This window comes from Streptomyces sp. NPDC004542, from assembly GCF_040610035.1.
Lineage (GTDB): Bacteria > Actinomycetota > Actinomycetes > Streptomycetales > Streptomycetaceae > Streptomyces.
The window spans coordinates 1-7,454 of the sequence record NZ_JBEXLP010000164.1; the positions used below are offsets into that span (position 1 = coordinate 1).

The 7,454-nt window shown below is 74.6% G+C and carries 2 protein-coding genes; both read right to left on the minus strand.

The window, feature by feature from the left end; all coding sequences use genetic code 11:
- On the minus strand, nucleotides 1–1,357 hold a 1,357-nt coding region (locus tag ABZX30_RS37390; protein ID WP_355942693.1), incomplete at its 3' end, for a beta-ketoacyl synthase N-terminal-like domain-containing protein.
- Nucleotides 1,358–1,404: 47 nt separating this feature from the next.
- The coding region (locus ABZX30_RS37395; protein ID WP_355942696.1) for a type I polyketide synthase at nucleotides 1,405–7,454 on the minus strand (6,050 nt) is incomplete at its 5' end.

A 7,454-nucleotide genomic window follows, 5' to 3' on the forward strand; every position in this document is an offset into this window, starting at 1 on the left:
CCTCGGCCGGCGGCTCCTCGACGATGACGTGCGCGTTCGTCCCGCTCAGCCCGAACGACGACACCCCGGCCCGGCGGGGCCGCCCGTCCTGCGGCACCGGCCACTCACGCGCCTCCGCCAGCAGCTCCACCGCCCCCGCGTCCCAGTCCACCTTCGTCGAAGGCTCACCGGCATACAGCGACTTGGGCATGACCCCGTTGCGCATGGCCATCACCATCTTGATGATGCCCGCGACCCCGGCCGCCGCCTGCGTGTGCCCCATATTCGACTTGATCGACCCCAGCCACAGCGGACGGTCCTGCGCCCGGTCCCGCCCATAGGTCGCGATCAGCGCCTGCGCCTCGATCGGGTCACCCAGCGTCGTACCCGTACCGTGCGCCTCCACCACGTCCACGTCGGCCGACGACAGACCCGCACCCGCCAACGCCTGCCGGATCACCCTCTGCTGCGAAGGCCCGTTCGGCGTCGTGAGACCGCTCGAGGCTCCGTCCTGGTTGATCGCGCTGCCCCGTACCACGGCCAGCACCGGATGCCCGTTGCGGCGGGCGTCGGACAGACGCTCCACCAGCAGCATGCCGACGCCCTCGGAGCAGCCGACGCCGTCGGCGGCGGCGGCGAAGGACTTGCAGCGGCCGTCGGGGGCGAGGCCGCGCTGGGTGCTGAAGTAGACGAACATGTCGGGGTTGGTCATGACGGTCACGCCGCCCGCGAGAGCGAGGGAGCACTCGCCGGAACGCAGCGCCTGCACCGCCAGATGCAGCGCGACCAGCGACGACGAGCACGCCGTGTCCACCGTCACCGCGGGGCCCTCGAGGCCGAGCGTGTAGGCGACGCGGCCGGTGACGATGCTGCCGTCACTGCTGCCGAAGCCGTAGTCGTGGTACATGACGCCGGCGAAGACGCCGGTGCGGCTGCCCTTGAGGGACAGCGGATCGATGCCCGCGCGTTCCACCGCCTCCCAGGAGGACTCCAGCAGCAGGCGCTGCTGGGGGTCCATGACCAGGGCCTCGTTCGGGCTGATGCCGAAGAAGGCGGGGTCGAAGTCGGCGGCGTCGTGCAGGAATCCGCCCTCGCGGGCGACGGTGCGTCCGGGCTTGCCGGGCTCGGGGTCGTGGACGCCGTCGATGTCCCAGCCGCGATCGGTCGGGAAGCCGGTCACGGCGTCCACGCCGTCGGCGACCAGCTGCCACAGCTCCTCCGGGGAGGCCACGCCTCCCGGATAGCGGCAGGCCATGCCGATGACGGCGATCGGTTCGGTCGCGGCGGCGGAGAGTTCGGCGTTGCGCCGGCGCAGGCGTTCGTTGTCCAGCATGGACTTTCGGAGCGCCTCGACGATCTGCTCGACGGATGCGTCCACGGTGAAGGTAAACCTCTCGCTCGGTGCGGCCGGCGGGGCCCGGACACTCAGTTGGTTTCGTCGGTCGACAGTGCGGCGCGTACCAGGTCGTCGATGTCCATGCTCTTGATGGCGTCGGTACGGTCGGCGGGGGTCTCGGCCGGTTCGGCGGCCGCGGTCGGTGCGGTGTCCTGGCCGGCGAGGGCGAGCAGGCCGTCCAGCAGCCCGGCGTCGCGCAGACGGGCCACGGAGAGGGACTCCAGAGCCCTGCGGACGGTCGCCTCGTCGGGTTCGGCGGTGCCGCCGGCCTGCGACTCGTCGACGTCCGGGAGGGCCGGCGCCAGTTCCTCCAGCAGGTAGGCGGCGAGCACGTCGGTGCTGGGATAGTCGAACATCAGGGTCGCCGGGAGCCGCAGTCCGGTCGCCTTCTGAAGCCGGTTGCGCAGTTCGATCGCGGCCAGCGAGTCGAGGCCCAGTTCGGTGAACCCCTTGGCGACGTCGATGGCCTGCGGTTCGTCGTGGCGTACGGCGGCGACGTGGGTGCGGACCAGGTCGAGCAGGACGCGTTCGCGTGCGGGACGGCCCAGGGCGGCGAGCTGCTCCTCCAGGGTGCCCTGTGCCGCGCTCGTGTGCGCCGCGGGAGCCGCGGCCTGCGGGGCGCGGGTCCTGGCGGGGCGGGCCGCGGTACGGCGGGCGGTACGGACGATCTCGCGGAACAGCGGGGAGAGTTCCTCGTCGGCGGCGGCGGCGAGCGCGGTGGGCTCCAGGCGGACCGGCACGAGGACGGCCTCGTCCAGGGCGACCGCCTCGTCGAAGAGGGCGAGGCCTTCGTCGGTGGACAGGGCGGGCATGCCGAGGCGGCCCATGCGGTGCAGGTCGGCTTCGGTGACGCCGCCGCCGAGGCCGGTGCGGACCGTCCACAGTCCGTAGGCCAGGGAGGTGGCGGGCAGACCCTGGCCGCGGCGGTGGGCGGCGAGGGCGTCGACGAAGCGGTTGGCGGCTCCGTAGTTGCCCTGGCCGACGCCGACCAGGAGGCCGGCGCAGGAGGACACCAGGGCGAACGCGGTCAGGTCGAGGTCGCGGGTGAGTTCGTGCAGGTGCCAGGCGGCATCCGCCTTGGGCCGCAGCACGGCGTCCATCTGCTCCGCGGTCAGGGCGCCGACCAGGGCGTTGTCCATGACGCCGGCGGCGTGCACGACACCGCGCAGGGGGCGGTCGTCGGGGACGGCGGCGAGGACGGCGGCGAGCGCGTCGCGGTCGGCGGCGTCGCAGGCGGCGACCGTGACCGTCGCGCCGGCGGCTTCGAGTTCCGCGGCCAGTTCCCCGGCGCCGGCCGCGTTCGGGCCGGAGCGGCTGGTCAGCAGCAGGTGCCGGATGCCGTGCTCGGTGACGAGGCGCCGGGCGAGAAGGGCGCCGAGGCCGCTGGTGCCGCCGGTGATGAGAACGGTGCCGTCGGGGTCCCAGGGGGCGGGCCGTCCGGGGGCGTCGACGGGGATGCCGGCGAGCCGGGGGACGCGGACGTCGCTGCCGCGTACGGCGAACTCGGGCTCGCCCAGGGCGGCGAGCGGCGGGGTGACGCGGCTGCCGTCGGCGAGGTCGGCGAGCAGGATCCGGCCCGGCGTCTCCTGCTGGGCGGCGCGCACCAGGCCCCAGACGGAGGCCTGGACGACATCGACCGCCTCGAGGCTGTCGTCGTCGACTGCGACGGCGTCCCGGGTGATCACCATCAGCCGGGTGCCGCTGAGGCGTTCGTCGGCCGTGAAGGCGCGCAGCACCCCCAGTACGTCGTCCAGTACCGCCCGGACGGCGTCGGGGACGTCCCCGGCGGGCCGGGGGCACGGGTACAGGACCAGGTCGGGCACGGCGTCCCCGGCGTCGAGGGCCGCGGTGAAGGCCGCCAGGCCGGGGTGGGCGGGCACGGTGTCGTCGACGCCGGCGTCCGCCGCCCTCGCGCCGAGGACGGCCCACCGGCCGGCTCCGGCGCCGCCCGCGGTGCCGAGCGGCAGGTGGCTCCAGCCGATCCGGTGCAGGGCTTCGCGCTGCTCGGTGCCGGTGGAGGCGGCGGTCGCGGCGGCGACCCGGTCGGGGGTGATGGCGCGGACGACGAGGGACTCGATGGTGGCGACGGGCAGGCCGGAGCCGTCGGCGAGTTCCAGCCGTACGGCGTCGGGGCCGATGGAGTTGAGTCTGACGCGCAGGCGGGCGGCACCGCCGGCGTGCAGCGAGACCCCGGTCCAGGCGAACGGCAGGTGCGAGCCGCCGACGTCCTGGGGCCGGTAGCCGCCGAGGAAGTCGGTGGCGCTGAGCGCGGCGTCCAGCATCGCGGGGTGGATGCGGTAGCCGGCGGCCTCCTCGCGGGCTTCGTCGGGCAGGGCGACCTCGGCGTAGACGTCGTCGCCGTGCCGCCAGACGGCCTTTAGACCGCGGAAGGTAGGTCCGTAGTAGTAGCCCTGGCTGGTGAGGTAGTCGTAGACGTCGCTGATGTCGACGGCTTCGGCGCCGGGCGGCGGCCAGGCGACGGCGCCCAGGGGTGCGGGCGGGGCGGCGGGGCCGTCGGAGGAGGCGAGGAAGCCGGAGACGTGGCGGGTCCAGCCGATGTGCTCGGGGGCGTTCTCCGCCCGCGAGTACACCGCGAGGGAGCGGCGGCCGGCGGTGTCCGCGGCGCCGACGAGGACCTGGACGGCCGTGCCGCCGGTGGCCGTCAGCGGCATGATCTGCTCGATGGTGAGTTCCTCGACGAGGTCGCAGCCGACCTCCTCACCGGCGCGCAGGGCGAGTTCGACGTAGCCGGTGCCGGGCAGCAGCAGGGTGCCGAGGACGTTGTGGTCGGCGAGCCAGCGCTGGCTGTCCATGGCGAGGCGGCCGGTGAGGACGATGCCGCCGTCCTCCGGGGAGACGACCACGGCGCCGAGCAGGGGGTGCCCGCCGGGCTGCTGGCCGATGCCCTCGGCGCCGCCGGAGTCCGGGGAGGGGGTGGCGTCCAGCCAGTAGCGGCGCTTCTCGAACGCGTAGGTGGGCAGGTCGAGCCGGCGTACCGCACCGGTACCGGCCAGCAGAGCGGCCCAGTCGGGGCCCGCGCCGTGCACGTGCAGCCGGGCGAGGGCGGTGAGCAGGGCCCGCGGTTCGGGCGTGTCCTTGGCGAGGGCGGGGACGACGGCGTGGCCGTCGTGTTCCAGGCAGGCCGCGGCGAGGGCGCTGAGCACTCCGTCGGGGCCGACCTCGAGGTAGCGGGTGACGCCGTCGGCCTCGAGGCGGCGGACGCCGTCGGCGAAGCGCACGGCCCGGCGGACGTGCCGCACCCAGTAGTCGGCGCTCGCCAGTTCCTCGGGGCGCGCCTGCTCTCCGGTGACGTTGGAGATGATGCGGATCGACGGGGTGCCGTAGGTGAGACCTGCCGCGACCCGGCCGAAGTCCTCCAGCATGGGTTCCATCAGCGGCGAGTGGAAGGCGTGCGAGACCCGCAGCCGGCTGGTCCTGCGGCCGAGACCGCCGAAGTGGGCGGCGACGGCGAGCACGCGGTCCTCGTCGCCGGAGAGTACGACGGAGGTGGGACCGTTGAGGGCGGCGATGCCGACGGACGCGTCGAGCAGCGGCAGCACCTCCTCCTCGGTGGCCTGTACGGCGATCATGGCGCCGCCCTCCGGCAGTGCCTGCATGAGCCGGCCGCGGGCGGCGACCAGGGCGCAGGCGTCGGCCAGGGACAGCACGCCGGCGACGTGGGCGGCGGCGATTTCGCCGACGGAGTGGCCCATCAGGACGTCGGCGGTGACGCCCCAGGACCGGAGCAGCCGGTAGAGGGCCACCTCGAAGGCGAACAGGGCGCTCTGGGTGTAGACGGTCCGGTTGAGGTCGGACGTGCCGTCGGTCTCGGCCGCGGCGAACATGACCTCGCGCAGCGGGCGCCGCAGGTGCGGGTCGAGGTGTTCGCACACGGCGTCCAGCGCGGCGGCGAACTCGGGGAAGGCGGCGTACAGTTCGCGGCCCATGCCGGGGCGCTGGGCGCCTTGTCCGGAGAAGAGGAACGCGAGGGGAGCGCCGGGCGCGGTGGCGCCGACGACGGTGCCGGGGCGTTCCTCCTGGGCGGCGACGGCGGCCAGCGCGGCGAGCGCGTCGTCGCGGCCGGTCGTGACGACGACGGCCCGGTGGTCGAGCGGGGAGCGGGTGGTCACCAAGGACAGCGCGGTGTCCAGCAGGTCGCGCCCGGGGTCCTGGGCCAGCCAGGACTTCAGCTGCCCGGCCTGGCGGCGCAGGCCGGAGGCGGTGCGGGCACCGAGGACGAGCGGCACGGCGGGCAGGGTCCGGGTCGGTGCCGGGGCGGTCGGCTCGGGGTCCGGAGCGGGCGCCTCCTCGATGATCATGTGCGCGTTGGTGCCGCTGAGCCCGAACGAGGAGACGCCGGCGCGGCGCGGCCGTTCGGCGCGCGGCCAGGGGCGTTCCCCGGTCAGCAGCCGCACGTTGCCCTCCGTCCAGTCGACCTGCGGGGAGGGCTCGTCGACGTGGAGGGTGCGCGGCATCGTCTCGTTGCGCAGGGCCATGACGGCCTTGATGACACCGCTGACGCCGGCCGCGGCCTGGGCGTGGCCCATGTTGGACTTGATGGAACCCAGCCACACCGGGTCGTCGGCGGGGCGCTGTCGGCCGTAGGTGGCGAGCAGCGCCTGGGCCTCGATGGGGTCGCCGAGCCGGGTGCCGGTGCCGTGGCCCTCGATCAGGTCGACGTCGGCCGGGCTCAGGCCGGAGGACTCCAGCGCCTGCTTGATGACGCGCTGCTGGGAGGGGCCGTTGGGGGCGGTCAGGCCGTTACTGGCGCCGTCCTGGTTGATGGCGCTGCCGCGGATGACGGCGAGGACCGGGTGGCCATTGCGGCGGGCGTCGGACAGGCGCTCCACCAGCAGCAGGCCGGCCCCCTCGGACCAGCCGGTGCCGTCGGCGGCGCCGGCGAAGGCCTTGCAGCGGCCGTCCGCGGACAGTCCGCGCTGCTGGCTGAAGTCGACGAACAGTTCCGGGGTCGCCATGACGGTGACACCGCCGGCCAGCGCCATGCCGATCTCGCCCTGGCGCAGCGCCTGCACCGCCATGTGCAGGGCGACCAGGGACGACGAGCACGCGGTGTCCACGGTGACGGCCGGGCCTTCCAGGCCGAAGGTGTAGGCGACGCGGCCGGAGGCGATGCTGGCGGCGCTGCCGTTGCCGATGTAGCCCGTCAGGTCCTCGGGTACGTGCGGCAGCCGGCTGCGGTAGTCGTGATACATGACACCGGCGTAGACGCCGGTACGGCTGCCGCGCAGCGACTCCGGGTCGATACCGGCCCGCTCGAAGGCCTCCCAGGCGCCCTGGAGCAGCAGGCGCTGCTGCGGGTCCATCGCCATCGCCTCGCGCGGCATGATCCCGAAGAACTCGGGGTCGAACTCGTTGGCGTCGTAGAGGAATCCGCCCTGTCGGGTGTACGTCCGCCCCGGTGTGCCCGGCTCGGGGTCGTACAGGGAGTCGAGCAGCCAGCCGCGGTCCTCGGGGAAGCCGGAGACGACGTCGCGGCCCTCGGCGACCACCTGCCACAGGTCCTCGGCAGACCGTACCCCGCCGGGGAACCGGCAGCTGATACCGATGATGGCGATCGGCTCGTCGGCGCCCGCCGGCCGGGCGGGGGCCGACGCGGCCGGGGTGGCAGCCGGCAGGGACTGGGTGTCGGGGGCGACGCGGCTCTTGAGGTAGCCGGCCACGGCCCGTGCGGTCGGGTAGTCGAAGACGAGGGTGGCGGGCAGCCGGATCCCGGCCTCCGCGCCGAGTGCGTTACGCAGTTCGACGGCCGCCAGCGAGTCGAAGCCGAGGTCCTTGAAGGCCCGGTCGGCGCCGACGGCATCGCTGCCGGAGTGGCCGAGCACCGCGGCGACGTGCTTGCCCACCAGGTCGAGCAGCAGCCGCTCCCGCTGGGCCTCGTCGAGCCCCGCGAGCCGCTGGGCCAGCGTGTCGCCGTCCGCGGCGGCGGCCGAGCGCGCGGTCCTGCGGGTAGGCGTGCGGGTCAGGCCCTTGAGGAGGGCGGGGAGTTCCTCACCGCGGGCGGCGAGGGCGGTGGTGTCGATGCGCAGCGGGATCTGGACCGGGTGCTCGGGCCGGGCCA